19 protein-coding genes and 1 pseudogene are annotated in these 25,039 nt (G+C 56.2%); 9 read left to right on the top strand and 11 right to left on the bottom strand.

Going from position 1 to position 25,039, the window contains the following annotated elements; all coding sequences use genetic code 11:
- Positions 1 to 10: 10 nt before the first annotated feature.
- On the bottom strand, positions 11 to 442 hold the full coding sequence (gene ppdD, locus AB1E37_RS21165; RefSeq protein ID WP_002888683.1) for a prepilin peptidase-dependent pilin: 432 nt from the start codon (positions 440 to 442) through the stop codon (positions 11 to 13).
- A 181-nt stretch (positions 443 to 623) separates the two neighbouring features.
- Positions 624 to 1,517, bottom strand: coding sequence for a carboxylating nicotinate-nucleotide diphosphorylase (gene nadC / locus AB1E37_RS21160; RefSeq protein WP_002888684.1), 894 nt, complete (start codon positions 1,515 to 1,517; stop codon positions 624 to 626).
- Positions 1,518 to 1,650: 133 nt separating this feature from the next.
- Between nadC and ampD the strand changes: the two genes are divergently transcribed.
- Both ampD and ampE read left to right on the top strand, forming a co-directional pair.
- Entirely contained in the window at positions 1,651 to 2,214 is a 564-nt protein-coding gene (gene ampD / locus AB1E37_RS21155) for a 1,6-anhydro-N-acetylmuramyl-L-alanine amidase AmpD (protein WP_002888692.1), read from the top strand.
- Positions 2,211 to 3,065, top strand: coding sequence for a beta-lactamase regulator AmpE (gene ampE, locus AB1E37_RS21150; protein ID WP_002888694.1), 855 nt, complete (start codon positions 2,211 to 2,213; stop codon positions 3,063 to 3,065). Before ampD ends, ampE begins: the two co-directional genes overlap by 4 nt.
- Positions 3,066 to 3,300: 235 nt before the next feature.
- Here the strand turns inward: ampE and AB1E37_RS21145 are convergent, their stop codons facing one another.
- From AB1E37_RS21145 to aroP, 3 genes are all read right to left on the bottom strand, one after another.
- A complete protein-coding gene (locus AB1E37_RS21145; RefSeq protein WP_004177405.1) occupies positions 3,301 to 4,251 on the bottom strand; it encodes a family 43 glycosylhydrolase in 951 nt (316 codons plus the stop codon).
- Positions 4,251 to 5,657 carry a glycoside-pentoside-hexuronide (GPH):cation symporter gene (locus AB1E37_RS21140; RefSeq protein WP_004145929.1) on the bottom strand — a complete coding sequence of 469 codons (1,407 nt, stop codon included), beginning with the start codon at positions 5,655 to 5,657 and terminating at the stop codon, positions 4,251 to 4,253. Before AB1E37_RS21140 ends, AB1E37_RS21145 begins: the two co-directional genes overlap by 1 nt.
- Positions 5,658 to 5,841: 184 nt before the next feature.
- A complete protein-coding gene (aroP, locus tag AB1E37_RS21135) occupies positions 5,842 to 7,212 on the bottom strand; it encodes an aromatic amino acid transporter AroP (protein WP_004147090.1) in 1,371 nt (456 codons plus the stop codon).
- A 643-nt stretch (positions 7,213 to 7,855) separates the two neighbouring features.
- On the opposite strand from aroP, the gene pdhR reads away from it, so the two are divergent.
- From pdhR to AB1E37_RS21110, 5 genes are all read left to right on the top strand, one after another.
- Positions 7,856 to 8,635 (top strand): pyruvate dehydrogenase complex transcriptional repressor PdhR, encoded by a 780-nt coding sequence (gene pdhR / locus AB1E37_RS21130; RefSeq protein ID WP_002888699.1) that lies wholly within the window; start codon positions 7,856 to 7,858, stop codon positions 8,633 to 8,635.
- 136 nt (positions 8,636 to 8,771) lie between these two features.
- Positions 8,772 to 11,435 (top strand): pyruvate dehydrogenase (acetyl-transferring), homodimeric type, encoded by a 2,664-nt coding sequence (gene aceE / locus AB1E37_RS21125; protein ID WP_117116836.1) that lies wholly within the window; start codon positions 8,772 to 8,774, stop codon positions 11,433 to 11,435.
- A gap of 14 nt (positions 11,436 to 11,449) precedes the next feature.
- Positions 11,450 to 13,348, top strand: a complete 1,899-nt coding sequence (gene aceF, locus AB1E37_RS21120) for a pyruvate dehydrogenase complex dihydrolipoyllysine-residue acetyltransferase (RefSeq protein WP_004147092.1) — start codon at positions 11,450 to 11,452, stop codon at positions 13,346 to 13,348.
- A 206-nt stretch (positions 13,349 to 13,554) separates the two neighbouring features.
- Complete coding sequence (gene lpdA / locus AB1E37_RS21115; RefSeq protein WP_002888731.1) at positions 13,555 to 14,979, top strand: dihydrolipoyl dehydrogenase; 1,425 nt, start codon at positions 13,555 to 13,557, stop codon at positions 14,977 to 14,979.
- A gap of 164 nt (positions 14,980 to 15,143) precedes the next feature.
- Positions 15,144 to 15,428 (top strand): hypothetical protein, encoded by a 285-nt coding sequence (locus tag AB1E37_RS21110; RefSeq protein ID WP_002888732.1) that lies wholly within the window; start codon positions 15,144 to 15,146, stop codon positions 15,426 to 15,428.
- Between the two features lie 45 nt (positions 15,429 to 15,473).
- On the opposite strand, the gene AB1E37_RS21105 is transcribed toward AB1E37_RS21110, so the two are convergent.
- Together AB1E37_RS21105 and AB1E37_RS21100 are read right to left on the bottom strand one after the other, a co-directional pair.
- Entirely contained in the window at positions 15,474 to 16,280 is an 807-nt protein-coding gene (locus tag AB1E37_RS21105; RefSeq protein WP_004222672.1) for a DUF2950 family protein, read from the bottom strand.
- An 11-nt stretch (positions 16,281 to 16,291) separates the two neighbouring features.
- Positions 16,292 to 17,899, bottom strand: coding sequence for a DUF3300 domain-containing protein (locus tag AB1E37_RS21100; protein WP_004222675.1), 1,608 nt, complete (start codon positions 17,897 to 17,899; stop codon positions 16,292 to 16,294).
- 431 nt (positions 17,900 to 18,330) lie between these two features.
- Between AB1E37_RS21100 and acnB the strand changes: the two genes are divergently transcribed.
- Together acnB and yacL are read left to right on the top strand one after the other, a co-directional pair.
- A complete protein-coding gene (gene acnB, locus AB1E37_RS21095; RefSeq protein ID WP_002888735.1) occupies positions 18,331 to 20,928 on the top strand; it encodes a bifunctional aconitate hydratase 2/2-methylisocitrate dehydratase in 2,598 nt (865 codons plus the stop codon).
- A 186-nt stretch (positions 20,929 to 21,114) separates the two neighbouring features.
- Positions 21,115 to 21,477 (top strand): protein YacL, encoded by a 363-nt coding sequence (yacL, locus tag AB1E37_RS21090; protein WP_002888737.1) that lies wholly within the window; start codon positions 21,115 to 21,117, stop codon positions 21,475 to 21,477.
- A gap of 155 nt (positions 21,478 to 21,632) precedes the next feature.
- On the opposite strand, the gene speD is transcribed toward yacL, so the two are convergent.
- From speD to AB1E37_RS21070, 4 genes and pseudogenes are all read right to left on the bottom strand, one after another.
- Positions 21,633 to 22,427, bottom strand: coding sequence for an adenosylmethionine decarboxylase (gene speD, locus AB1E37_RS21085; protein WP_002888739.1), 795 nt, complete (start codon positions 22,425 to 22,427; stop codon positions 21,633 to 21,635).
- Between the two features lie 24 nt (positions 22,428 to 22,451).
- Positions 22,452 to 23,312: a polyamine aminopropyltransferase gene (gene speE, locus AB1E37_RS21080; RefSeq protein ID WP_004222677.1), complete on the bottom strand. Its 861-nt coding sequence runs from the start codon at positions 23,310 to 23,312 to the stop codon at positions 22,452 to 22,454.
- A gap of 149 nt (positions 23,313 to 23,461) precedes the next feature.
- Positions 23,462 to 24,655 carry an FKBP-type peptidyl-prolyl cis-trans isomerase gene (locus AB1E37_RS21075; protein WP_072071870.1) on the bottom strand — a complete coding sequence of 398 codons (1,194 nt, stop codon included), beginning with the start codon at positions 24,653 to 24,655 and terminating at the stop codon, positions 23,462 to 23,464.
- A gap of 9 nt (positions 24,656 to 24,664) precedes the next feature.
- Positions 24,665 to 24,904 (bottom strand): annotated as a pseudogene (locus tag AB1E37_RS21070) (peptidylprolyl isomerase); the annotation flags it as partial.
- Positions 24,905 to 25,039: the final 135 nt, after the last annotated feature.

Below are 25,039 nucleotides of genomic sequence, written 5' to 3'. Positions count from 1 at the left end.
GCATTCGCCCTCACTTCACCCGGAAAACGTCTTCGCAAGCCTGCTGAAGCGCGCTATTGCCGGTGATGGTGCAGACGCGCTGCCAGCCGGTGACGCCCTCGGCATTGTCCCAGGTCGGCGTCAGGGTGACCCCCAGTCCGTTCAGACTCTCCTGACCGGTGAGGGTGACGACCCCTTTGGCCACGCTCATGGCGGAGAGGTAGCGCGTGGTTGTCGGCGAGGGAATGCCGTTGCTGCCGCCGTCGCATGGCGTTAGGCCGCCATGATCGAGCGCGCAAAGTTCGATGGCTGTCCGGTAAGGGACAAAGGTCTGCAGCAGGTCGGTGAGGGCGGCTTTACGCAGGTAGTTCTGGTAGGCCGGGATGCCGATGGCGCTAAGAATGGCGATGATTCCGATAACCACCATCAGTTCAATCAGGGTAAAACCTCGTTGTTTATCCATAAGTCGCTCCTTGTTGTGACAGGAGCACTGTGAAGGGATTGAGGGGCGCAGGCGAGGGGGCGAAAACGATCCGGGAAAGCGGGTTCCAGGGTTTTTATCTGGATTTCATGGTGAGCACGGGCGACTGCGAGGCGGGCCGCAAATTCAGGCCTTCACGCCCGGAAGCGTGAAGGCCTGTTGCTCAGCGGAAGCGCATCGACAGGTCGAGCGCCTGTACATGTTTGGTCAGGGCGCCGACGGAAATATAGTCGACGCCGGTATCGGCGAATTCGCGGATGGTGTCAAAGGTAACGTTGCCGGAGACCTCCAGCGCCGCCTGGCCTGCGGTAATTTTCACCGCCTCGCGCATCAGGTCGGTGGTGAAGTTATCGAGCATAATGATATCGGCCCCGGCTTTTAACGCCTGCTCCAGTTCATCCAGGGTTTCCACTTCCACTTCTACCGGCACATCAGGATGCAGCCAGAACGCCTTTTCCACTGCCTGACGGATCGATCCGGAGGCGATAATGTGGTTTTCTTTAATCAGGAACGCGTCGAACAGGCCCAGTCGATGGTTGGCGCCGCCGCCGCAGAGTACCGCGTATTTCAGCGCGGTACGCAGCCCTGGCAGCGTTTTGCGCGTATCCAGCAGTTGGGTTTTGGTGCCGGCGAGCAGGTCGACATAGCGACGGACGACGCTGGCGACGCCGGAGAGGGTTTGCACAAAGTTCAGCGCCGTGCGTTCGCCGGTGAGCAGAATACGCGACGGGCCTTCCAATTCGAACAGCGGCTGGTCGGCTTTGACCGCATCGCCGTCGGCCACGTGCCAGGTGATATTCACGTCGTCACCGGCGAGCTGAATAAAGACCTCTTCCACCCAGCGTTTGCCACAGAAGACGCCATCTTCACGAGTAATGACCACCGCATGGGAGCGTGCATCCTGCGGCAATAATTGCGCGCTAATATCGTTGTTGGCGTCGACTTCGCCGCCCAGATCTTCCCGCAGGGAGTGTGCGACAGCATCGGTAATATCGAGATTAATACGTTCCAGCAGCACGTCACGGCGGCGGTCGGGGTTGTAACGACGAGGCGACATGATAAAGCTCCAGATAGATAAGATTCAGAAGTGGGAAACATGCTAACCTGAACGACGTTTCAGTACCATACACACTTCATCCTTTGGGCCGGCGTGTGGCCCGGAAGCATGAGTTCGCGAAAGGAGATCCCGCATGCAGTTGAACGAGGGGTGGTTGGTCGGCGCGCGTCGGGTTCCCTCGCCGCACCATGACTGCCGTCCGGATGAAGAGACCCCTTCCTTACTGGTGGTGCATAACATTAGCCTGCCACCGGGGGAATTTGGTGGTCCGTGGATTGATGCGCTGTTCACTGGTACCCTGGATCCGCACGCGCATCCTTTCTTTGCCGAGATTGCTCATCTGCGCGTTTCGGCGCATTGTCTGATTCGCCGTGATGGCGAAATCGTGCAGTATGTGCCTTTCGATAAGCGGGCGTGGCATGCGGGCGTCTCCTGTTATCAGGGACGCGAACGCTGCAATGACTTTTCCATCGGCATAGAGCTGGAAGGCACCGATACTCTGGCGTATACCGACGCGCAGTACCGGCAGCTGGCGGCGGTGACGGATCTGCTGATCGCGCTTTATCCGGCTATCGCCGAAAACATTGCGGGCCACAGCGATATCGCGCCCGTGCGGAAAACCGATCCAGGACCGGCCTTTGACTGGATAAAATACCGTGCGCTGCTCAGCGCCCCGTCAGAAAAGGAGACCTCATGACGCTGTTTACGACGCTGTTGGTGCTTATCGCCGAACGGCTGTTTAAGCTGGGCGAACACTGGCAGCTTGATCATCGGCTGGAGGTGGTGTTTCGCCGGATAAAACATTTCTCGTTACCGGGCACGCTGCTGATGACGCTGGTGGCCGTCGCGGTCGTGTATATCATTCAGCGTCTGCTGCAGGGGCAGCTGTTTAACATACCGCTGCTGGTGTTCTGGATTTTACTGGGCCTGCTATGCATTGGCGCCGGCAAAGTTCGGCTGCACTACCATGCCTATCTGAAAGCGGCGTCGCGCAATGACAGTCGCGCCTGCGATGCCATGGCCAGCGAGCTGACGCTGATTCACGGCGTGCCGCCGGGCTGTGATGAGCGTGAGTACCTTAGCGAACTGCAAAATGCGCTGCTGTGGATTAACTATCGATACTATCTGGCGCCGCTTTTCTGGTTTGTCGTGGGGGGCGCCTGGGGCCCGCTGACGCTTATCGCCTACAGCGTACTGCGCGCCTGGCAGACATGGCTGGCGCGCTACCAGACGCCGCACCACCGGTTGCAGTCCGGGATCGATGGTATCCTGCATATTGTGGACTGGCTGCCGGTGCGTCTGGTGGGGGTGGTCTATGCCCTGGTGGGCCATGGTGAAAAAGCGCTCCCGGCGTGGTTTGCTTCGCTGGGCGACCGCCATTCGTCGCAGTATCAGGTGTTGACCCGCCTGGCGCAGTATTCCCTGGCCCGTGAGCCGCACGTGGATAAAGTAGCGACGCCGAAGGCTGCGGTATCGATGGCTAAGAAGACTTCGCTGGTGGTAGTGGTGATTATGGCGTTGCTGACGATTTACGGTACCCTGGTTTAACGGCCTGAGCCCGCGCGCTGCCTGCCACGATGTACGTACCTGCGGGGCTTTTGTTGCCTGATGGCGCTGCGCTTATCCGGCCTGGCGAGTCACCCGCAGGCTCACGTCACGTAGGCCCGGCAAGCAACAGCGCCGCCGGGCGATATATCAGACGCCGTGCTGGTCATGTTGCCGGGTGGCGGCTTCGCCTGACCCGGCCTGGAGAACCCGCGCCAGCGGGTAACATTCCGAACCGCTACAGCGTATCCGCCGGTGGAATACCGAAGTCGGGCATCCCGTCTTCCCGCCAGCTGACCAGCTTTAACCGCGTATGGCGATTGGGATCATACAGCGGGTCGCCTTCTATCTCGGTGTAATTCCGCGCGTGATACACCAGCACATCTTCCCCTTCCGGCGTTTGGGTAAAACTATTATGACCTGGGCCATACTGGCGGTTTTCATAGCTGGTGCGGAACACCGGCTGCGGAGCTTTATGCCAGTTTGCCGGCTGCAGCGGATCGGCCTGCCGGTCGATCCATAACAACCCCATGCAGTAGTTTTCATCGGTGGCGCTGGCGGAATAGCTGATAAATAGCTTATCGCCATGCATCAGTACCGCAGGCCCTTCGTTGACCTTAAATCCCCGGCACTCCCAGTCGAACTCCGGCTTGCTCAGCATGACCGGCTCGCCTTTTAACGTCCACGGGTTAGCCATTTCGGCGAGATACAGGTTTGAGTTGCCTTCGATATGCGGGGATTTTTGCGCCCACAGATACCAGCGTTTCCCCTGATGGGTAAAAGTGGTGGCATCGAGGGCGAAGGTATCGAAAGGCGTGACCACCTGGCCTTTTTCCTGCCAGCGGCCGGTCAGCGGATCGCTGTCAGCGCACTCGAGAACGAACATGCGATGCTGGAACATCCCCAGCGCATCCAGATCGTGGGTATGGGTGGCGGCAAAATAGATATACCACTTACCGTCTATTTCATGCAGCTCCGGCGCCCAAATCAGCTGGCTCATCGGCCCGCTTTGCGGCGCGCGCCAAACCACGACCGGCTCAGCATCGCGTAATCCTTCAAGGGTTACCGCGCGCCGGATCTCCAGCCGGTCGTATTCCGGCACCGAGGCAATAAAGTAGTAGTGGCTAAGATGGCGCAGGATAAAGGGGTCTGCACGCTGTTCAATAAAGGGGTTTGGCCAGTTGTTCATCAGGCTTTCCTTACGTGTTCACTGGTTTTCAGTTCCTGGTATTCGTTCAGCTCGCTGTAGTTGCTGCGGCGCTTCTCCAGATCGCTCTGAATCTGGCGCATCAGGGTACGGTCAACCTTCAGCAGGCGCACCACGCCGGCGGTGATCAGATAGCCGACGCCGGGAATGACTGAGAATAGCAGCACGATACCGTTCAGCGCGGAGGCGCTTTGCGCTTTCGCGCCGGCGTCGTAGCCGTACCATGACAGCAGGAAACCGACCATTGCCCCGGCGACCGCCAGGCCGACCTTGAGGAAGAACAGATTACCGGAGAAGCTGATACCGGTGATGCGCTTGCCGGTTTTCCATTCGCCGTAGTCGTCAACGTCGGACATTAGCGACCAGTGTAGCGGGGAAGGGATTTGATGCAGAATGTTGAGCAGGAAGTAGAGCACCATAATCAGCGTGGTGGCGTGTGGATTAAAGAAATAGAAGGCGCAGGAGAACACGGCCAGCACGATATTGGTCCAGAAGAAAACCTGCAGTTTGCACCAGCGGTCGGTCAGGACTTTCGCCAGCATGCTGCCAATCATCATCCCAACTACGCCGAGGCTGATAAACAGGGTGGCAAAATGGGTGCTTTGTCCCATCACCCAGGTGACGTAGTACATGGTGGCGGCCATGCGGATAAAGCCCGGACAGACGTTGCACAGCGTGAGCAGCAGGATGCGCACCCACTGGTCATTTTTCCAGACGTCTTTCAGATCTTTTTTCAGTTCGTCATTCGTCTGCACCGCCGGGCGGATACGTTCGCGCACGGTGGCGAAGCAGAACAGGAACATACACATACCGATAAAGGCCAGCACGGTCATCGCCATCTGGTAGCCCTTCGCTTTATCGGCGCCGCCGAACCAGTCGGCCATTGGCAGCAGCGTCAATGACAGCAGGAGCGTGGCGATACCCACCATGACGAAACGATAAGACTGGCAGGCAACACGCTCTTTCGGATCGGCGGTCATCACCGTTCCCAGCGAGCAGTAGGGAATATTAATCGCGGTATAGGTAATCGACAGCAGAAAGTAGGTCACAAACGCATAGATGACTTTGCTATTGTAGGTCCACTCAGGAGTGGTGAACATCAGGACGCTGAACAGGGCGTAGGGGAAGGCGATCCACAGCAGCCATGGACGAAAGCGACCATATTTACTACGGGTGCGGTCGGCAAGAGCGCCCATGATAGGGTCGGTTACCGCATCGATGACTCGCACCGAGAGCAGAAGTACGCCGACCAGCGCCGGCGCCAGTCCGAATATATCAGTGTAAAAATAGTTCACAAACAGCATGATGGCGCCAAAGATAATATTGCATCCGGCATCACCCATCCCGTAACCAATCTTTTCTCTTATTGAAAGCGTGTTCTCTGCCATGTGCGGTCTCTCCGTTGCAGTATGGAGAGAATTATTGGCTGCGGTTGGCAGAAATACGTTGCAGGAACTCGTTGACGATATGGATAAATAAGCTATGGAGGGGAAAGTGTGAAGCAGATAACAATGCTCTGCGCCCATTATTCAGGGGAGGGCGCAGAGCAAAGTGAAGTATTGATGAGATGTATTATTGTGCTTTTATGGTGGCGGCGGCTTTCTCTTTAAACAGGTAGCCCACGCCCAGCACCGCAATCCATACCGGGATCAGCCAGACGGAAATCGCCATCCCCGGGGTCATCAGCATAATCACCAGCACCGCCGCCATAAACAGCAGGCACAGCCAGTTGCCCAGCGGATAGAAGAGGGCCGGAAAACGCGTGACCACGCCCTGCTGCTTTTTGGCACGACGGAATTTCATATGCGCGAGGCTGATCATCGCCCAGTTGATGACCAGGGCCGAGACCACCAGCGCCATCAGCAGACCGAAAGCAGATTCAGGCGCCAGGTAGTTGATCAGCACGCACAGCGCAGTGACCAGGGCCGAGACGAGAATGGTATTCACCGGCACGCCGCGTTTGTCGACGCTGAGCAGCGCTTTTGGCGCGTTGCCCTGCTGAGCAAGGCCGAACAGCATACGGCTGTTGCAGTACACGCAGCTGTTATAAACCGACAGCGCTGCCGTCAGCACCACCACGTTCAGAGCATTTGCCACCAGCGTATCGCCAAGTTCATGGAAGATCAGGACGAACGGACTGGTGTCCGCGGTGACGCGGGTCCACGGCAGCAGGGAGAGCAGCACCGCCAGCGAACCAACATAGAAGATCAGAATACGGTAAATAACCTGATTGGTGGCTTTAGGAATGCTTTGCTCCGGATTATCCGCTTCCGCGGCGGTGATCCCCACCAGCTCCAGGCCGCCAAAGGAGAACATGATGATCGCCATCATCATCACCAGCCCGTAAAAGCCGTGCGGCAGGAAGCCCCCCTGGTCCCACAGGTTACGTACCGTCGCCTGCGGGCCGCCGTTGCCGCTGAACAGCAGCCAGCCGCCGAACAAAATCATCGCCACTACGGCGACCACTTTGATAATCGCGAACCAGAATTCCATTTCACCGAACACTTTGACATTGGTCAGGTTAATGGCGTTGATGGCGATGAAGAAGACCGCCGCCGAGGCCCAGGTAGGGATTTCCGGCCACCAGAACTGGATATATTTGCCAACGGCGGTCAGTTCCGCCATGGCCACCAGGACATACAGTACCCAGTAGTTCCAGCCGGAGGCGAAGCCGGCAAAACCGCCCCAGTATTTGTAAGCAAAGTGGCTAAATGAGCCGGCCACCGGCTCTTCCACCACCATTTCGCCCAGCTGACGCATGATCAGGAAAGCGATAAAACCGGCGATAGCGTAACCAAGAATGATACCCGGGCCGGCGGACTGAATGACGGACGCGCTCCCCAGAAACAGGCCGGTGCCGATAGCCCCGCCCAGCGCGATGAGCTGAATGTGACGGTTTTTCAGGCCGCGCTTCAGCCGATCGCCGTGCTGTTGACCTTCCATATGAAACCTCGTGTGTGGTTATTTTTTGTGTACGTCATCCGTCAGGTTGCTGCTTCACTGCTGTCCCTGCCTGAAAGCATAGCTAGCGAAAATTTGGGCGAAGTGGCCCACTTTTTACCTGAGTGATGGCGCGCACATATTGTTGTGTTTGTGTATTCAGGAACTTCCGTTTCTGTATTGTTTTGTTTACGGAAGGCTGTGTGGTAATTCCGAAAAAGGCCTTTCGTCTCCGGCAGAATAGTGGTAAGCGCGTTTGAATGCACCTGCTTTATGAAGGGATGATGACGATGTGTCTAAAAAGACATCAATAGTCACAATCTGTCGTATTTTGATGCATGCTGCTTTGTCATTATTTATTCACTGTAAATGACTCTATATTCATTTATTGCAGCGTTGAATCGGTTCAGAAAGCGTAATTTTTCGTTTCTATAAAGTTAAGGCTACCTCTTTGTGAGTAAACGTAACATTTGTGCAAGGTTACATTTCTGAAATGTTATTTCTGTAAGGTTGTTAAAATGTCCCGGGTTTACTGATTTCAATCAAAACCTGTATGGACAGAAGGTGAATACTTTGTTACTTTAGCGCTACGAACTTTAAATTGGTAAGACCAATTGACTCCGGGCTAATGGCAGAGACAGGGAATATGGCCTACAGCAAAATCCGCCAACCAAAATTATCCGATGTGATAGAGCAGCAGCTGGAGTTTCTGATTCTTGAGGGGACCTTGCGCCCCGGTGAAAAACTCCCGCCAGAACGCGAACTGGCTAAACAGTTCGACGTTTCCCGCCCCTCGCTGCGTGAGGCGATTCAACGCCTCGAAGCCAAGGGCTTGTTGCTTCGTCGTCAGGGAGGTGGAACGTTTGTTCAGAGCCGCCTGTGGCAGAGCTTCAGCGATCCGCTGGTTGAGCTGCTGTCCGATCACCCTGAATCCCAATTCGATCTGCTTGAGACCCGTCACGCGCTGGAAGGCATCGCGGCCTATTACGCGGCGCTGCGCAGCAATGATGAGGATCGCGACCGTATCCGTGAGCTGCATCAGGCTATTGAACGCGCTCAGCAGTCGGGCGATTTGGACGCTGAGTCCGGCGCCGTCGTCCAGTATCAAATCGCCGTCACCGAGGCGGCACACAATGTGGTGTTGCTTCATCTGCTAAGGTGTATGGAGCCGATGTTGGCGCAAAACGTGCGTCAGAACTTTGAATTGCTGTATGCCCGGCGGGAAATGCTCCCGTTGGTCAGCAACCATCGCACTCGCATTTTCGAGGCGATAATGGCCGGGGAGCCGGAGCAGGCGCGTGAAGCGTCGCACCGTCACCTGGCGTTCATTGAGGAAATTTTGCTGGATCGTAGTCGTGAGCAGAGCCGTCGAGAGCGCTCACTGCGTCGTTTACAGCAACGAAAGGACGAGAACTCTGGTTCTTAAGCGCCATTTTTAGAGCGCGGCAACTAAACGCAGAACCTGTCTTATTGAATTTTTGGTTGTTCCAGCGTGAAGAACGAAGAGTTCAATGGGACAGGTTCCAGATTAATCAACGATTAGATAGATAAGGAATACCCCCATGTCAGAACGTTTACACAATGACGTGGATCCGATCGAAACTCGCGACTGGCTACAGGCGATCGAATCGGTCATCCGTGAAGAAGGTGTTGAGCGCGCTCAGTATCTGATTGACCAACTCCTTTCTGAAGCCCGTAAAGGCGGAGTGAAGGTTGCTGCAGGCGCTTCCGCCGGCAACTACGTCAACACTATTGCCGTTGAAGATGAGCCGGAATACCCGGGCAATCTGGATCTGGAACGTCGCATTCGTTCTGCGATTCGCTGGAACGCCATCATGACCGTTCTGCGCGCGTCGAAAAAAGATCTCGAACTGGGCGGCCACATGGCGTCCTATCAGTCTTCCGCGACCTTCTACGAAGTCTGCTTCAACCACTTCTTCCGTGCGCGCACTGAGAAAGATGGCGGCGATCTGGTGTACTTCCAGGGTCACATCTCTCCGGGCGTATATGCACGTGCGTTCCTGGAAGGCCGTCTGACCGAAGAGCAGATGGACAACTTCCGCCAGGAAGTTCACGGCAAGGGTCTGTCCTCTTATCCGCACCCGAAACTGATGCCGGAATTCTGGCAGTTCCCGACCGTATCCATGGGTCTGGGGCCGTTGGGCGCTATCTATCAGGCCAAATTCCTGAAATATCTGGAACACCGCGGTCTGAAAGACACCTCCGAACAAACCGTTTACGCCTTCCTGGGCGACGGCGAGATGGATGAGCCGGAATCAAAAGGCGCTATCACCATCGCCACCCGTGAAAAACTGGACAACCTGGTCTTCGTCATCAACTGCAACCTGCAGCGTCTGGACGGCCCGGTCACCGGTAACGGCAAAATCATTAACGAACTGGAAGGCATCTTCGGTGGTGCTGGCTGGAACGTTATCAAGGTTATCTGGGGCGGCCGTTGGGATGAGCTGCTGCGTAAAGACACCAGCGGTAAGCTGATTCAGCTGATGAACGAAACCGTTGACGGCGACTACCAGACCTTCAAATCCAAAGACGGCGCTTACGTTCGTGAGCACTTCTTCGGCAAATATCCGGAAACCGCTGCCCTGGTCGCTGACTGGACTGACGAGCAGATCTGGGCTCTGAACCGCGGTGGTCACGATCCGAAGAAAGTCTACGCTGCATTGAAGAAAGCGCAGGAGACCAAAGGTCAGCCGACCGTGATCCTGGCGCATACCATTAAAGGTTATGGTATGGGCGATACCGCTGAAGGTAAGAACATCGCGCACCAGGTTAAGAAAATGAACATGGACGGTGTTCGCTACGTCCGCGATCGTTTCAATGTGCCGGTGGCGGATGCCGATCTCGAAAAACTGCCGTACGTAACCTTCCCGGAAGGTTCCGAAGAGCACACTTACCTGCACGCTCAGCGTCAGAAGCTGAACGGCTATCTGCCGACTCGTCAGCCGAAGTTCACTGAGAAACTCGAGCTGCCGACCCTGGCCGACTTCAGCGCGCTGCTGGAAGAGCAAAACAAAGAAATCTCTACCACTATCGCTTTCGTTCGCGCCCTGAACGTGATGCTGAAGAACAAGTCGATCAAAGATCGTCTGGTGCCGATCATCGCCGACGAAGCGCGTACCTTCGGTATGGAAGGTCTGTTCCGTCAGATCGGTATTTACAGCCCGAACGGCCAGCAGTATACCCCGCAGGACCGTGAGCAGGTTGCTTACTACAAAGAAGACGAGAAAGGCCAGATTCTGCAGGAAGGGATCAACGAGCTGGGCGCAGGCGCATCCTGGCTGGCTGCTGCGACCTCTTACAGCACCAACAACCTGCCGATGATCCCGTTCTACATCTACTACTCGATGTTCGGCTTCCAGCGTATCGGCGATCTGTGCTGGGCGGCTGGCGATCAGCAGGCTCGCGGCTTCCTGATTGGCGGGACTTCCGGTCGTACTACCCTGAACGGCGAAGGTCTGCAGCACGAAGATGGTCATAGCCACATTCAGTCGCTGACTATCCCGAACTGTATCTCTTACGACCCGGCGTACGCCTATGAAGTGGCTGTCATCATGCATGATGGTCTGGTCCGTATGTACGGCGAAGCGCAAGAGAACGTTTACTACTACATCACTACGCTGAACGAAAACTACCACATGCCGGCCATGCCGGAAGGCGCCGAGGAAGGTATCCGTAAAGGTATCTACAAACTCGAAACCATCGAAGGTAGCAAAGGTAAAGTTCAGCTGCTGGGCTCCGGTTCTATCCTGCGTCACGTGCGTGAAGCAGCGCAGATCCTGGCGAAAGACTACGGCGTGGGTTCCGACGTGTATAGCGTTACCTCCTTCACCGAACTGGCGCGTGATGGCCAGGATTGCGAACGCTGGAACATGCTGCACCCGCTGGAAACCCCGCGCGTGCCGTATATCGCTCAGGTAATGAACGACGCTCCGGCAGTGGCATCCACTGACTATATGAAACTGTTCGCTGAGCAGGTTCGTACTTACGTACCGGCTGATGATTACCGCGTACTGGGTACCGATGGCTTCGGTCGTTCCGACAGCCGTGAAAACCTGCGTCACCACTTCGAAGTCGATGCTTCCTATGTGGTCGTAGCAGCGCTGGGCGAACTGGCTAAACGTGGTGAAATCGATAAGAAAGTGGTGGCTGACGCTATCGCGAAATTCGACATCGATGCAGATAAAGTTAACCCGCGTCTGGCGTAAGAGGTAAAAGAATAATGGCTATCGAAATCAAAGTACCGGACATCGGGGCTGATGAAGTTGAAATCACCGAGATCCTGGTCAAAGTTGGCGACAAAGTAGAAGCTGAACAGTCGCTGATCACCGTAGAAGGCGACAAAGCCTCTATGGAAGTCCCGTCTCCGCAGGCTGGCGTCGTGAAAGAGATTAAAGTCTCCGTCGGCGACAAAACCGAGACTGGCAAACTGATTATGATTTTCGATTCCGCCGAAGGTGCAGCCGCCGCTGCACCTGCGCAGGAAGAGAAGAAAGAAGCCGCTCCGGCCGCCGCTGCTCCAGCGGCTGCCGCGGCAGCGAAAGAAGTTCACGTCCCGGATATCGGCGGCGATGAAGTCGAAGTCACTGAGATCATGGTTAAAGTGGGCGACACCATCGCCGCTGAGCAATCCCTGATCACCGTAGAAGGCGATAAAGCCTCTATGGAAGTTCCGGCGCCGTTCGCCGGTACCGTCAAAGAGATCAAAATCAATACCGGCGATAAAGTTTCCACCGGCTCCCTGATTATGATCTTCGAAGTGGCGGGCGCTGCGCCTGCAGCCGCTCCGGCACAGGCTGCCGCGCCGGCTGCTGCGGCTCCGGCTGCCGCAGCAGGCGTGAAAGATGTTAACGTCCCGGACATCGGCGGCGACGAAGTTGAAGTCACCGAAGTGATGGTTAAAGTCGGCGATAAAGTCGCGGCGGAACAGTCCCTGATCACCGTAGAGGGCGACAAAGCCTCTATGGAAGTTCCGGCGCCGTTCGCGGGTACCGTTAAAGAGATCAAAATCAGCACCGGCGATAAAGTCAAAACCGGTTCCCTGATCATGGTCTTCGAAGTGGAAGGCGCTGCGCCTGCCGCCGCTCCGGCTCAGGCTGCTGCCCCGGCACCAGCTGCTGCCCCGGCTCAGGCCGCTAAGCCTGCCGCTGCGCCGGCTGCGAAAGCAGAAGGTAAAAGCGAATTCGCTGAAAACGATGCCTACGTTCACGCGACCCCGCTGATTCGCCGCCTGGCGCGCGAGTTCGGTGTTAACCTGGCGAAAGTGAAAGGCACCGGCCGTAAAGGTCGTATCCTGCGCGAAGACGTTCAGGCCTACGTGAAAGACGCGGTTAAACGCGCTGAATCCGCACCGGCGGCTGCCGCTGGCGGCGGTATCCCGGGCATGCTGCCGTGGCCGAAGGTTGACTTCAGCAAGTTTGGCGAAGTCGAAGAAGTGGAGCTGGGTCGTATCCAGAAAATCTCTGGCGCCAACCTGAGCCGTAACTGGGTGATGATTCCGCACGTTACCCACTTCGACAAAACCGATATCACCGATCTGGAAGCGTTCCGCAAGCAGCAGAATGCCGAAGCTGAGAAGCGTAAACTGGACGTGAAATTCACTCCAGTGGTCTTCATCATGAAAGCGGTTGCCGCTGCGCTTGAGCAGATGCCGCGCTTCAACAGCTCGCTCTCCGAAGATGGTCAGCGCCTGACGTTGAAGAAATACATCAACATCGGTGTGGCGGTGGATACCCCGAACGGTCTGGTGGTTCCGGTCTTCAAAGACGTGAACAAGAAGAGCATCACCGAGCTGTCTCGTGAATTGACCACCATCTCGAAGAAAGCGCGCGATGGAAAACTGACGGCTGGCGAAATGCAGGGCGGTTGCTTCACCATCTCCAGCATCGGCGGCCTGGGTACCACCCACTTCGCGCCGATTGTTAACGCGCCGGAAGTGGCCATCCTCGGCGTGTCTAAGTCCGCGATGGAGCCGGTATGGAATGGTAAAGAGTTTGTGCCGCGCCTGATGCTGCCGATCTCTCTGTCCTTCGACCACCGCGTCATCGACGGTGCTGATGGTGCCCGCTTCATTACCATCATTAACAACACCCTGAGCGACATTCGCCGCCTGGTGATGTAATCGAAAAAGCCGGCCTGACGGCCGGCTTTTTTCTGATAACCTCAGGCTGTTGGGGATTATCAGCAACAAAGGACAAAATCGTTTGCCGTTTGTTGTTTAAAAATTGTTAACAATTTTGTAAAATACACGCGGATAGAACGTCCCGGTGGACTTGGGCGTAAGAATAATAGCGTCAGACCCGCCGGATATAAATTACAGAGGTCATGATGAGTACTGAAATCAAAACTCAGGTCGTGGTACTTGGGGCAGGCCCCGCAGGTTACTCTGCAGCCTTCCGTTGCGCTGATTTAGGTCTGGAAACCGTCATCGTAGAACGTTACAGCACCCTCGGTGGTGTTTGTCTGAACGTGGGTTGTATCCCTTCTAAAGCGCTGCTGCACGTGGCAAAAGTTATCGAAGAAGCGAAAGCGCTGGCCGAACACGGCATCGTTTTCGGCGAACCGAAAACTGACATTGACAAGATCCGCACCTGGAAAGAAAAAGTCATCACTCAGCTGACCGGTGGTCTGGCTGGCATGGCCAAAGGTCGTAAAGTGAAGGTGGTTAACGGTCTGGGTAAATTTACCGGCGCTAACACCCTGGAAGTGGAAGGCGAAAACGGCAAAACCGTGATCAACTTCGACAACGCTATCATCGCGGCGGGTTCCCGTCCGATTCAGCTGCCGTTTATCCCGCATGAAGATCCGCGCGTATGGGACTCCACCGACGCGCTGGAACTGAAATCTGTACCGAAACGCATGCTGGTGATGGGCGGCGGTATCATCGGTCTGGAAATGGGTACCGTATACCATGCGCTGGGTTCAGAGATTGACGTGGTGGAAATGTTCGACCAGGTTATCCCGGCTGCCGACAAAGACGTGGTGAAAGTCTTCACCAAACGCATCAGCAAGAAATTTAACCTGATGCTGGAAACCAAAGTGACTGCCGTTGAAGCGAAAGAAGACGGTATTTACGTTTCCATGGAAGGTAAAAAAGCACCGGCGGAAGCGCAGCGTTACGACGCAGTGCTGGTCGCTATCGGCCGCGTACCGAATGGTAAAAACCTCGATGCAGGTAAAGCGGGCGTGGAAGTTGACGATCGCGGCTTCATCCGCGTTGACAAACAAATGCGCACCAACGTGCCGCACATCTTTGCTATCGGCGATATCGTCGGTCAGCCGATGCTGGCGCACAAAGGTGTCCATGAAGGCCACGTTGCCGCAGAAGTTATCTCCGGTCTGAAACACTACTTCGATCCGAAAGTGATCCCATCCATCGCCTACACTGAACCAGAAGTGGCATGGGTCGGTCTGACCGAGAAAGAAGCGAAAGAGAAAGGCATCAGCTACGAAACCGCCACCTTCCCGTGGGCTGCTTCCGGCCGTGCTATCGCTTCTGACTGCGCAGATGGTATGACCAAACTGATCTTCGACAAAGAGACCCACCGTGTTATCGGCGGCGCGATTGTCGGCACCAACGGCGGCGAGCTGCTGGGTGAGATCGGCCTGGCTATCGAGATGGGCTGTGACGCTGAAGACATCGCCCTGACCATCCACGCTCACCCGACTCTGCACGAGTCCGTTGGCCTGGCGGCGGAAGTGTTCGAAGGCAGCATCACCGACCTGCCAAACGCCAAAGCGAAGAAAAAGTAACTTTTTCTTTCAGGAAAAAAGCATAAGCGGCTCCGGGAGCCGCTTTTTTTATGCCTGATGTTTAGAACTATGTCACTGTTCATAAACCGCTACACCTCATACATACTTTGAAAATAGTCACTCAGTAAACTTATAGGTAGTTAATTATATCGATGAGGTGTGAGATGAAACGCTTTTTAACCACAGCGCTGGTCGCTGCAACGTTTTTTACCGGTGTGGCTTGCGCCGCTGACGCCAACATTCCCTGGGCGGACAACAGCGGCGGTACGGAAACGACCCACATTGCGGCGATGGGCCAGGATCTGAATGCCCAGCATCAGCAGGTGACGAAGACCAATGAAGGGGTATGGGCGGCGAATTCCGGTAGCATCAGCGCTGACGAAGCGGCATTATCCAGCACAAAACCAGCCTTTGCCGGCGATCCTTCTCTGATGCCTCACCAGGGCTAAGTGAATGAAAACGCCCGGTTGCGTGAGTGCAACCGGGCGTTTTTTTTAAGGTTCTGCCACTTGCCAGCCGGCGTCAGCGTCGGGGGTAAAACGCGTTATCTCCTGTGCCTTTGCGGCGCTCTCTTCACCGAGATTGGCCTGATAGACCCTATCCTGCTGATCGATCATAAAGCTCATCACGCCGGTTTCACCCCAGGCTATCGGCCAGGCCAGCAAGGCGATGCTCTGGTCATCGCGACCGGCGATAATTCGAAAGCGATAGCCATGGTAGCCGCTACCGGGCACCGTCGGGCTAAAGGCCGGACCGAGCGGGCTTGGCGCTTCGCCCGGCGAAGTTGGCCAGTACAAGCCATCTTTTTTGCCTTCGCTACTGATGATTTTCTGCGCCCAGCGGTGGTTCAGATGATAATAATCCTGCTGGGCATCAACATAGGCATGCATGGCGGCGATCGCCGACAGCTCATTGCGGCCGATGGCGCGGGTGAGGATCTCCTCTTCGCCAGCGGCCATATCAAAGCGCCATCCCTCAGACGCTTTTACGATAGGCACGGGCAGACGCCATGCCTCGCTACCGACATCGAGCCAGGCTTTGTCACCCTGCTGGATGATGACATGTTTCACCTGCCAGTCGCGTTGAAAGCGATCGACGGCGGCAGGGTCGATCCCGTCCGTGGGTAAAAACTGCTGCCAGTTATCGCCGAGTACTTCGCTCAGCGCGGCTTCATTAGGCTGGCTGATCGCTTCGGCCAGCGCAGTTGCGGCCTGTTCCGGCGTGGCAAACTGCTGTTGGGCGAAGGCGGCAAGCGGCGACAGCATTAACGTAAACAGGGCAACGGATAATGGGTTTCTCATTCTGCTCATCCTTAGCGGCGACGCAGTTCATGGTGTTCGGAAAGACGTTCTCTGGCGCCCTCGCGTAACTCGCGGTTTACGCCGGAAAACTGGCGGCTCTGCAGTCCTCGTTCCTGCTGCGCTTGCCAGGAGGGGGCGCGGCTTTCGTTGCCGCTAAGGGCGTTGGCGCGCAGATGGCTGAGCGTCTGCTGACGCTGGGCTGGCGTGGCGGACTGGAACTGCTGCCGGCGCTGCTGCTGCTGAGGTGTGCGGTTCTGCTCGTGGCTCCTGGCGGCTTCTCGACGCTGCTGTTGCTGCGGCGTGGGGTTTTTCAGCTGCGTTTTTGCCGCCTCGCGACGCTGCTGTTGGGTCGGCGTACTGTCGTAACCGCGGTAATTACTGCGTTGGGTGGCTTGCTTCAGCTGCGCCGAGGCCGCCTGACGCTGAGCGTCGCGTGAGGCGTTGTTTGCCGCCAGGTTGCCCGCTGTGGCCGTCGGTACGTTATGCTGCAGCTGGGTCATCGCTGCCTGGCGCTGCGCTTCGCGATCGACTGGCGCATGTTGGGTCGCGCTCAGTCCGCCGGAAACGTTGGTCTGATGGAAGCGCTGAGCTACCGTATTATCGGGATACGGTGTGTGTCCGCGATAGGCAGGATTGTGCTGCCAGTTAACGTGGTTTCCCGGCAGGTTTTCTCCTGTTATGTGATTGAAATTATTTACATTAATATTGATGTTATCGCCATTATGCGAGTAATCGCCGTGGTGGTAGTCGTCATCGTGATGGTGATGGTCATCATCATCCCAGTCGATACTGCTGAACAGCGCCCAGGTGGTGGCCACGCCGAGGCTGTACCCGAAGCCTTTGACGAAGCTATCGGTAAACTGCTCCCCGGGAGGGGGCGGCAGATAGACCGGCGGATAGGCGCTGTTCGGCCAGGTACCATAGACGGTGGAGGGGTTATAGCTGGGAACATAGACCACCTGTGGATTGGTCGGCTCTATTTTAATGACCTGCGTGGGCGCAGGCGCCGCTGTGTGGGCGGTTGCGGTTGCTGCCGTGCTGTTGCTGGCTGAAACCGGTGCGGCAGGGGTGACAATCACTTTCTGCTGCGGTGTGGATTTCAGCGTCCCGGTTTGTTGGGCAATGGCGCGCAGGCGCTGCACTGAATCCATCACATCATGCGGCTGGGCCAAAAACGCATTGCCAAGATTTTCCACCCAGGGCGGATTCTCGCCCATCATCGCCAGCAGGGCAGGGAAAGCGACAAGAGATTTGACGCTAGGGTCCCACGGCTGGCTGGCAACCGCCTGCACGGCCGCATCCCCTTTCATCGCGGGGTTATCCTGGGACCACTGGACCGCCTGCAGGACGTTGTCGGGATAAGTGGAGGCCATCAACACCTGCGACAGCAGACTGTCCGGGTAGAGCGCGATAGGGGCGACCCATTGATCAATTTGCGCCTGGGTGTAAGTGGCGGCCACCGGCTGTGTCGTCGACGCTGCGGGCGCTGGCGCTTGCTGCGCAGGCGGTTCAGCGATCGTCGCTGGGGTTCGGCTTTGCACATAGAGTGTTCCTGCCGCCGCGAGTAAGCCAGCGCTACAGAGCAGGGCGATAATATGGGGTTTGAACGGCAGTGACATGGAAACTCCTGACCCAAAAAGTAACCCATCTCGCTAAAGTATCTGCGAAAACGGCGCGTTTGCTGAGTATAAGTAAGCGGTATGGCTTTTTATTGATTATTGTTGGGATCGGCCCGTGGCGTTGTACGCGGAAAGGAATTTTTGTCGCGGGATTTGAACAGAAAGCCTGCAATATCCTGCCCTTAACGATTCAGCTAAATTTTAATGTTGCTTTTTTGTAAACAGATTAACACCTTTCAAAAATCCTGCTATGCTGCCGACGCGGTATCGGGCATTTACCCTACAAACTGCTGTCTCACAGGAGCGTGAAGAAAATCGCCCAGCCACTAAATCCTTCAAGATGCGTCACGCGGCAAGCTAAGCCAGGACAGAGGCAGATTGATTGAAGACGTGTAGGCCGCATTATGACAATGAGAGCGAGGAGAACCGTCGTGCTAGAAGAATACCGTAAGCACGTAGCTGAGCGTGCCGCCATGGGGATTGTTGCCAAACCCTTAGATGCAACCCAAATGGCCGCGCTGGTAGAACTGCTGAAAAACCCGCCTGCGGGCGAAGAAGAATTCCTGTTAGACCTGCTGATTAACCGTGTACCGCCGGGCGTCGACGAAGCCGCCTATGTTAAAGCTGGATTCCTTGCCGCGATCGCCAAAGGCGAAGCGACCTCCCCCCTGGTTACCCCTGAAAAAGCCGTTGAACTGCTGGGCACCATGCAGGGCGGTTACAATATCCATCCGCTGATCGATGCGCTGGACGACGCGAAACTGGCGCCGATTGCCGCGAAAGCGCTCTCCCATACCCTGCTGATGTTCGATAACTTCTACGACGTGGAAGAGAAAGCCAAAGCGGGTAACGAGCATGCTAAACAGGTTATGCAATCCTGGGCTGACGCCGAGTGGTTCCTGAACCGTCCGCAGCTGGCAGAGAAAATCACTGTTACCGTCTTCAAGGTCACCGGCGAAACGAACACCGATGATCTCTCTCCGGCGCCGGATGCGTGGTCGCGCCCGGATATCCCGCTGCATGCGCTGGCAATGCTCAAAAACCCCCGCGAAGGCATTGAGCCGGATCAGCCGGGCGTGGTTGGCCCAATCAAACAGATCGAAGCCCTGCAGCAGAAAGGCTACCCGCTGGCCTACGTCGGCGACGTGGTCGGGACCGGTTCTTCACGTAAATCCGCCACCAACTCGGTGCTGTGGTTTATGGGCGACGATATCCCGAACGTGCCGAACAAGCGCGGCGGCGGCCTGTGTCTGGGCGGTAAAATCGCGCCAATTTTCTTCAACACCATGGAAGATGCGGGCGCGCTGCCTATCGAAGTTGATGTGTCTAACCTGAACATGGGCGACGTAATCGACGTTTACCCGTTCAAAGGCGAAGTGCGTAACCACGAGACCAACGAACTGCTGGCCAGCTTCGAGCTGAAAACCGATGTGCTGATCGACGAAGTGCGGGCCGGCGGCCGTATTCCGCTGATCATCGGTCGCGGTCTGACCACCAAAGCGCGTGAAGCGCTGGGCCTGCCGCACAGCGATGTCTTCCGTCAGGCGAAAGACGTGGCGGAAAGCACCCGCGGCTTCTCGCTGGCGCAGAAAATGGTTGGCCGCGCCTGCGGCGTTGCCGGTATCCGTCCGGGCGCTTATTGCGAACCGAAAATGACCTCCGTCGGTTCTCAGGACACCACCGGTCCAATGACCCGTGATGAGCTGAAAGACCTGGCGTGCCTGGGCTTCTCTGCAGACCTGGTGATGCAGTCCTTCTGCCACACCGCGGCCTACCCGAAGCCGGTTGACGTTACCACGCACCACACTCTGCCGGACTTCATCATGAACCGCGGCGGTGTTTCTCTGCGTCCGGGCGATGGCGTGATTCACTCCTGGCTGAACCGCATGCTGCTGCCGGATACCGTGGGTACCGGCGGTGACTCCCACACCCGTTTCCCAATCGGCATCTCCTTCCCGGCAGGCTCTGGTCTGGTGGCCTTCGCCGCCGCGACCGGCGTGATGCCGCTGGATATGCCGGAATCGGTGCTGGTGCGTTTCAAAGGTAAAATGCAGCCGGGGATCACCCTGCGTGACCTGGTCCACGCCATCCCGCTGTACGCCATCAAGCAGGGCCTGCTGACCGTGGAGAAGAAAGGTAAGAAAAACATCTTCTCTGGTCGCATCCTCGAGATCGAAGGTCTGCCGGATCTGAAAGTCGAGCAGGCGTTCGAGTTGACCGATGCCTCGGCGGAGCGTTCTGCCGCCGGCTGCACCATCAAGCTGAATAAAGAGCCGATCGTTGAGTATCTGAACTCCAACATCGTTCTGCTGAAGTGGATGATCGCCGAAGGCTACGGCGACCGCCGTACCCTGGAGCGTCGTATCCAGGGCATGGAAAAATGGCTGGCGGATCCGCAGCTGCTGGAAGCCGATGCTGACGCGGAATACGCGGCAGTGATCGACATCGATCTGGCGGATATTAAAGAGCCGATTCTGTGCGCGCCGAACGATCCGGACGATGCCCGCCTGCTGTCTGATGTGCAGGGCGAGAAGATCGACGAAGTGTTCATCGGCTCCTGCATGACCAACATCGGCCACTTCCGTGCCGCCGGTAAGCTGCTGGACAGCCACAAAGGCCAACTGCCGACTCGCCTGTGGGTGGCGCCGCCAACCCGTATGGATGCCGCGCAGCTGACCGAAGAAGGCTACTATAGCGTGTTTGGTAAGAGCGGGGCGCGTATCGAAATCCCTGGCTGTTCCCTGTGTATGGGTAACCAGGCGCGCGTGGCCGACGGCGCGACGGTGGTTTCCACCTCTACCCGTAACTTCCCGAACCGTTTAGGTACCGGCGCTAACGTCTATCTGGCCTCTGCCGAACTGGCAGCGGTGGCTTCGCTGCTCGGCAAACTGCCGACGCCGGAAGAGTACCAGACCTTCGTGGCGCAGGTGGATAAGACGGCGGAAGATACCTACCGTTATCTGAACTTCAACCAGCTGGATCAGTACACTGAAAAAGCTGACGGCGTGATCTTCCAGACCGCGGTGTAAACCATTCGGTCAGCCCGGCTGACCGTTTGGCGATAAACTCTCCAATGCCCGGTGAACATTGCATCACCGGGCATTTTTATTTCCAAACCTCCCGCCCGCTACGCTTTTTTTCTTTCTGTCTGCTGCGATAATTACTGCATGGGTACAGTGCAGCGGTGACGCATTGCCCTTGCAGAGGAAAAGGCTATGGATTACGAATTTCTGCGCGATATTACCGGAGTGGTAAAGGTGCGAATGTCGATGGATCACGAGGCGATCGGCCACTGGTTCAACGAGGAGGTGAAAGGCAATCTTGCTCTGCTGGACGAAGTGGAGCAGGCTGCGCGCACCGTGAAGGGCAGCGAGCGTTCCTGGCAGCGTGCCGGGCATGAATATACGCTGTGGCTGGATGGCGAAGAGGTGATGATCCGCGCCAATCAGCTGGAGTTTTCCGGCGACGAAATCGAGGAGGGGATGAGCTACTACGACGAAGAAAGTCTCTCTCTGTGCGGTGTTGAGGATTTCCTGCAGGTGGTCGCCGCCTATCGTGAGTTTATGCAGCAGCGTTAATGACGCCTTTTATGTCGGGTGGCGCAGAACCGTAGCCCTGCAAAGTGTAGCGTGAGCAGGGGAAATCCCGGGAGCGGCTAGCGCCTGACCCGGTCTACCAGGCGGCGCAGAACTACAGGCCCGGCAAGCAAAAGCGCCGCCGGGCATTTCATAGATTACACGGCAGGAATATTGCGGCCGTAGTAAATCTCGCGCATCTCTTTCCATAGCAGGTCGGTAATGACCTTGCGCTCTTCGGCAGTCAACTCTTCCGGTCGGGTATGGAACATATAGTGCTTAAGGTCGAACTCCTTGAGCAACATTTTGGTATGGAAGATATTTTCCTGATAAACGTTGACGTCGACCATGTCATACAACGACTTCATATCGTCGGACATAAAGTTCTGAATCGAATTGATTTCATGATCGATAAAATGCTTCATCCCATTGATATCGCGGGTAAAGCCGCGCACGCGGTAGTCAATGGTCACAATGTCCGATTCCAGCTGGTGAATCAGATAGTTCAGCGCTTTAAGCGGGGAAATGACGCCGCACGTTGAAACTTCGATATCGGCGCGGAAGGTGCACAGGCCGCCCTCCGGATGGCTCTCCGGGTAGGTATGCACGCAGATATGGCTCTTATCGAGATGGGCGACCACGGTTTCCGGTAGCGGGCCAGGATGTTCGGTCTGGTCAATCAGCTTGGGATCGACAGGCTCTTCGCTGACCAGAATGGTCACGCTGGCGCCCTGGGGTTCATAATCCTGACGGGCGATATTCAGGATATTGGCGCCAATAATAGAACAGGTTTCTGTCAGGATCTCCGTCAGGCGATTGGCATTATAGAGTTCGTCGATATAGGCGATGTAGCCGTCGCGCTCTTCTGCCGTTTTGGCGTAACAGATATCGTAGATACAAAAACTCAGGCTTTTGGTCAGGTTGTTAAAGCCGTGCAGCTTCAATTTTTTCAATTTAGTTCACCCCCTTATTTCGCGTCACGGTGCGGACAGAGCATCATGCAGATATTGTGGTAAGGCGAAGGCCGCCGTATGGATTGCCGGATTGTAGTAACGGCAGGTCAGGTTGGCTTTGTGAAAGCGCGCCTGAATGATTTCGCTGGAGAGATGGCGCAGCGCCTCATTGTCGCTCGCCCAGGCAAAGGTCATGATCCCGCCGTAATAGGTTGGAATTGTCGCCTGGTAGAAGCTGACGTCGCGAAAATAGTGGCTTAGCTTGCGATGGCTGCCTACCGCTTCATCCTGTTGCAGGAAGCAGACGCCATTCTGGGCAACAAAGATCCCACCCGGGTTCAGGCAGCGTTTGCAGCCTTCATAAAAAGCCGAGGTGAACAGGCTTTCTCCCGGGCCGATAGGGTCGGTACAGTCCGAAATGATCACGTCAAACGTTTGCGTCGTCTGATTAACAAAATTGACGCCATCATCAATCACCAGCGTAAAGCGCGGATCGTCATAGGCGCCGGCGTTATGGTTCGGCAGGTACTGGCGGCAGAATGAAACTACCCCGGCGTCGATTTCCACCATGGTGATGGTTTCGATGCTACGGTGACGAGAGACTTCGCGCAGCATCGCGCCATCGCCGCCGCCAATGATTAACACATGCTTCGCGTTGCCGTGAGCCAGCAGCGGCACATGGGTCATCATTTCGTGATAGATGAACTCGTCGCGTTCGGTGGTTTGTACGACGCCATCCAGCGCCATCACCCGGCCAAAGGCGCGGTTATCAAAGATGATCAGATCCTGATGATCGGTTTTTTCGTGGTACAGCACGTTATCAACGCTAAAATACTGACCAAAATGGTCATGCAGCGTTTCATGCCACAGTGGATTATCGGCCACGATAAGGCTCCTCCTTCGTTAACATCTGTTACACCCGTAAAACGAGTGCAACATCATAGACAACTATAGATGAGGATGCACGGCGGTTATTGCAGCAATGAGGCAGGAATAACAGCCACCGCCCCGGAAGGGCGGTGGAGAGGATGAGGCTATTTTGCCGGCTCGGGTTGGCTATCTACTATCCGCACGGAATAAACCATGGTGGCGCCTGGCGGGATTTTTGGCGGTAATCCTTTACTGCCATAGGCCTTTTCAGGCGGGACGACGAGCGTCACAGAGCCGTGGTTCTGTAGACGCTTCAGCGGTTCGCGAAACACCGGGGGATAGGCATCCAGCTTTTGCGTAAGCGCCTGATCTTTCGCTTCCATATCGTTGATCACCGTCCCGTCCGTCAGCATCTCTTTGATCACCACGGTAACCAGGTCGTTACCGCTTATTTTTCCTTTACCCGGGTAATCGACGCGGCTGTAGACGCCCTCTTTAAAGACCACATCTTTTTTGCGCGCAAACGCCTGCTGATATTTCTTGCCGGCACTGATGTTTTTCTGCTCTATTTTATTCAGGTTCTGATAAACCTGCTGCGACACATCAAACAGCGCTTTGTTACGTTCCTGCTCTCCGAGACGAAGCTGGCCGCGAAAGGCATCTTCGATGCCCTGCAGCACCAGGCCTGCGTCGACGGTAACTCCCTGAGTGCGACGGGTGGTAAGGACGTTGAGCGCCTCGCTTCCCATCGAGGCGCCGATCGCATAAGCCTGCTGTTCTCCCGATGCGCTGAGTTTGGCGGCGGCGCTCTCGCCGCTGCGCGTTTTGGACTGTACAGAAAGCTGCGTTCTCAGCAGTTCGATTTCATCTTCTTTCATCCGTAGCTGGGCGTTGTCTTTATCCGCCTGCAGGCGATAGGCTGCCACTATGGCCGCCATCTCTGGTGGCTCATTTTTTGGCGCAGCGGCGTCGTTAGCGGGGCTATGCGGCGCTTTATCCGCGGCGGCCAGCCGGGTGGACAGCGATTGTTTATCGGCGTTAAGGGCTTTGACCTGATCGAGGGCAGCCTGCTGCGTCTTTTCCGCAGCGGCGAGGCGAATAGTCAGCGACTGCTTATCGGCGTTAAGGGCTTTAACCTGCTCGAGGACGGCCTGTTTCTCTTTTTCCGCGGCGGCCAGCCGGGTCGCCAGCGGCTGTTTGTCAGCGTTAAGCGCTTTAGCCTGGTCAAGAGCGGCCTGCTGCGCCTTCTCCGCAGCGGCGAGACGAATAGTCAGCGACTGCTTATCGGCGTTAAGGGCTTTAACCTGCTCGAGGACGGCCTGTTTCTCTTTTTCCGCGGCGGCCAGCCGGGTCGCCAGCGGCTGTTTGTCAGCGTTAAGCGCTTTAGCCTGGTCAAGAGCGGCCTGCTGCGCCTTCTCCGCAGCGGCGAGGCGAATAGTCAGCGACTGTTTATCGGCGTTAAGGGCCTTAACCTGCTCGAGGACGGCCTGTTTCTCTTTTTCCGCGGCGGCCAGCCGGGTCGTCAGCGGCTGTTTGTCAGCGTTAAGCGCTTTGACCTGCTCAAGAGCGGCCTGTTTCTCTTTTTCCGTTGCGGCCAGTTGGGTCATTAGCGCGTGTTTATCTTTATTAAGCGTGGTAAAGCTGGCGCTGAGGCGTTTATTTTCAGCTTCGGCTTGCTGAATCTGCGTCGTTAATTGCTGGATCTGCTGACGCGCCGCGGCCTGGCTTTGCTGTAGATTATT

The sequence above is a fragment of the Klebsiella sp. Shm-1 genome, from assembly GCF_040804525.1.
In the GTDB taxonomy this organism is placed as follows: domain Bacteria; phylum Pseudomonadota; class Gammaproteobacteria; order Enterobacterales; family Enterobacteriaceae; genus Klebsiella; species Klebsiella pneumoniae.
This window is presented reverse-complemented; position numbering and strand designations above follow the sequence as displayed.

What these genes read in the sequence shown, in the direction of transcription:
- ampD (WP_002888692.1), top strand. Translation starts at nt 1,651, where the DNA reads ATGCAGTTGAACGAGGGGTGGTTGGTCGGCGCGCGTCGGGTTCCCTCG.
- AB1E37_RS21110 (WP_002888732.1), top strand. Translation starts at nt 15,144, where the DNA reads ATGAAACGCTTTTTAACCACAGCGCTGGTCGCTGCAACGTTTTTTACC.
- aceF (WP_004147092.1), top strand. Translation starts at nt 11,450, where the DNA reads ATGGCTATCGAAATCAAAGTACCGGACATCGGGGCTGATGAAGTTGAA.
- AB1E37_RS21100 (WP_004222675.1), bottom strand. Translation starts at nt 17,899, where the DNA reads ATGTCACTGCCGTTCAAACCCCATATTATCGCCCTGCTCTGTAGCGCT.
- aceE (WP_117116836.1), top strand. Translation starts at nt 8,772, where the DNA reads ATGTCAGAACGTTTACACAATGACGTGGATCCGATCGAAACTCGCGAC.
- ppdD (WP_002888683.1), bottom strand. Translation starts at nt 442, where the DNA reads ATGGATAAACAACGAGGTTTTACCCTGATTGAACTGATGGTGGTTATC.
- ampE (WP_002888694.1), top strand. Translation starts at nt 2,211, where the DNA reads ATGACGCTGTTTACGACGCTGTTGGTGCTTATCGCCGAACGGCTGTTT.
- pdhR (WP_002888699.1), top strand. Translation starts at nt 7,856, where the DNA reads ATGGCCTACAGCAAAATCCGCCAACCAAAATTATCCGATGTGATAGAG.
- aroP (WP_004147090.1), bottom strand. Translation starts at nt 7,212, where the DNA reads ATGGAAGGTCAACAGCACGGCGATCGGCTGAAGCGCGGCCTGAAAAAC.
- nadC (WP_002888684.1), bottom strand. Translation starts at nt 1,517, where the DNA reads ATGTCGCCTCGTCGTTACAACCCCGACCGCCGCCGTGACGTGCTGCTG.
- lpdA (WP_002888731.1), top strand. Translation starts at nt 13,555, where the DNA reads ATGAGTACTGAAATCAAAACTCAGGTCGTGGTACTTGGGGCAGGCCCC.
- AB1E37_RS21145 (WP_004177405.1), bottom strand. Translation starts at nt 4,251, where the DNA reads ATGAACAACTGGCCAAACCCCTTTATTGAACAGCGTGCAGACCCCTTT.
- AB1E37_RS21105 (WP_004222672.1), bottom strand. Translation starts at nt 16,280, where the DNA reads ATGAGAAACCCATTATCCGTTGCCCTGTTTACGTTAATGCTGTCGCCG.
- yacL (WP_002888737.1), top strand. Translation starts at nt 21,115, where the DNA reads ATGGATTACGAATTTCTGCGCGATATTACCGGAGTGGTAAAGGTGCGA.
- AB1E37_RS21140 (WP_004145929.1), bottom strand. Translation starts at nt 5,657, where the DNA reads ATGGCAGAGAACACGCTTTCAATAAGAGAAAAGATTGGTTACGGGATG.